This is a genomic window from Gordonia sp. NPDC003504 (genome assembly GCF_053587995.1).
Map to the genome: position 1 here is coordinate 1 of NZ_JBSFPC010000032.1, position 1,355 is coordinate 1,355.

The 1,355-nt window shown below is 65.0% G+C and carries 1 protein-coding gene; it reads right to left on the minus strand.

Going from position 1 to position 1,355, the window contains the following annotated elements; genetic code table 11:
- Positions 1-27 precede the first annotated feature (27 nt).
- Entirely contained in the window at positions 28-1,248 is a 1,221-nt protein-coding gene (locus ACWDPV_RS24135; protein ID WP_449745006.1) for an ISL3 family transposase, read from the minus strand.
- Positions 1,249-1,355: the final 107 nt, after the last annotated feature.

Genomic DNA, 1,355 nt, shown 5'->3' on the forward strand with positions numbered 1-1,355 from the left:
GGATCTCCTGACGTTCTTGTGGGTGGGTTACGGCCAGGGCAGTTCGGGGCAGGCGCCGCCGCGGGTGAGTTCGGCCATCGCTATCAGCGCTTCTGGCGTGTGGAATCCGTAGGCCCGCTTGGTCAGTGCGCGTAGATGGGTGTTGGTGGCCTCAGTGCGCGCGTTGGTCAGGTTGTGACGCAACGCGTTCCGGATACGAGCATTGTAACGCTCCAACGTTCTTCCCAGAACTGCGATTTCCGGGACGTCACTGTCTCGGGCCCATGCCTGTGCCCCAGTCAGCAACACGAACCGCCTTCCTTCGGTGGCGCGGATCGCATCGCGCAGTTGCTCTTTGAGCATGTACGCCTCGTACAGCTCGCGGTTGTCCTCACGGAGCTGCTCGACGATGCCACGCTGCTCGGGTGACTGATCGGTATGGGTCTTGCGGACCGCCCACATCGCACCCTTACCGCCGCCATGGGCGGCGACGGTACGGCGCCGCACCTTGTCGACCATGTCGCCAGCCCACTGGATCAGGTGGAACAGATCCAGACATGGAATGGCGTGCGGGGCGTGGGCGGTCACCGCCGACCAGATCCACTCCGCACCGTCGGCAGACACCTTGGCGATCCGGGCGGCACGTTCGGGACCCAACTCGTCGAAGAACGCGGCCAGTGTGGCACTGTCGCGGCCCTCCCGAGCCCACACGACCAGGCCGGTGTCGTGGTTGATCACCACCGTCAGATAGCGGTGACCTTTGCGGTAGGCGATCTCATCGATACCGATGTTGACCAGCCCATCGAGCCGATCGACGCCCGCGAAATGCTCATCCACGACCCGTTCAACGATGCCGGAGACACTGCGCCACGCGACCCGGAGGAACTCGGTGACCGCCGAGATCGGCATGTGCGCGGCCAGCCATGCCGCCATGTCATCAAAAGCACGCGTGTGTCGGGCCCGTGGCCGCGCCCAGGGCACCGCCTCGGTAATCACCCCGTGCACAGTGCACCGCACCCGCCGCAGCGACGCCTGCAACAGACACCGGCGGCCGGCCACATCCAGATGCCGCCATCGCCGCACATCGCTGACCTGGTCATAGCCCGGGCATCGCCGGCCACACTCGCCGCACCGGGACCGATCACGCGCATACGCGCGGACACCGACCACGACGACTCCGTCAGGATCGGCGGTCGTCTCCTCCACCGCGACACCCTCGACAACCGCAGGGATCGACAACACCTTCTGCACTACACTGGACATGCGCAACGCCGGAACTCCTCAGGTTTAGTCTTCGCAAACCAAACCTTAAGCAGGACAACGGCGTTGCGCCCTCACGCCACGCCGAACCCACCCACAACTACGTCACAAGAGCC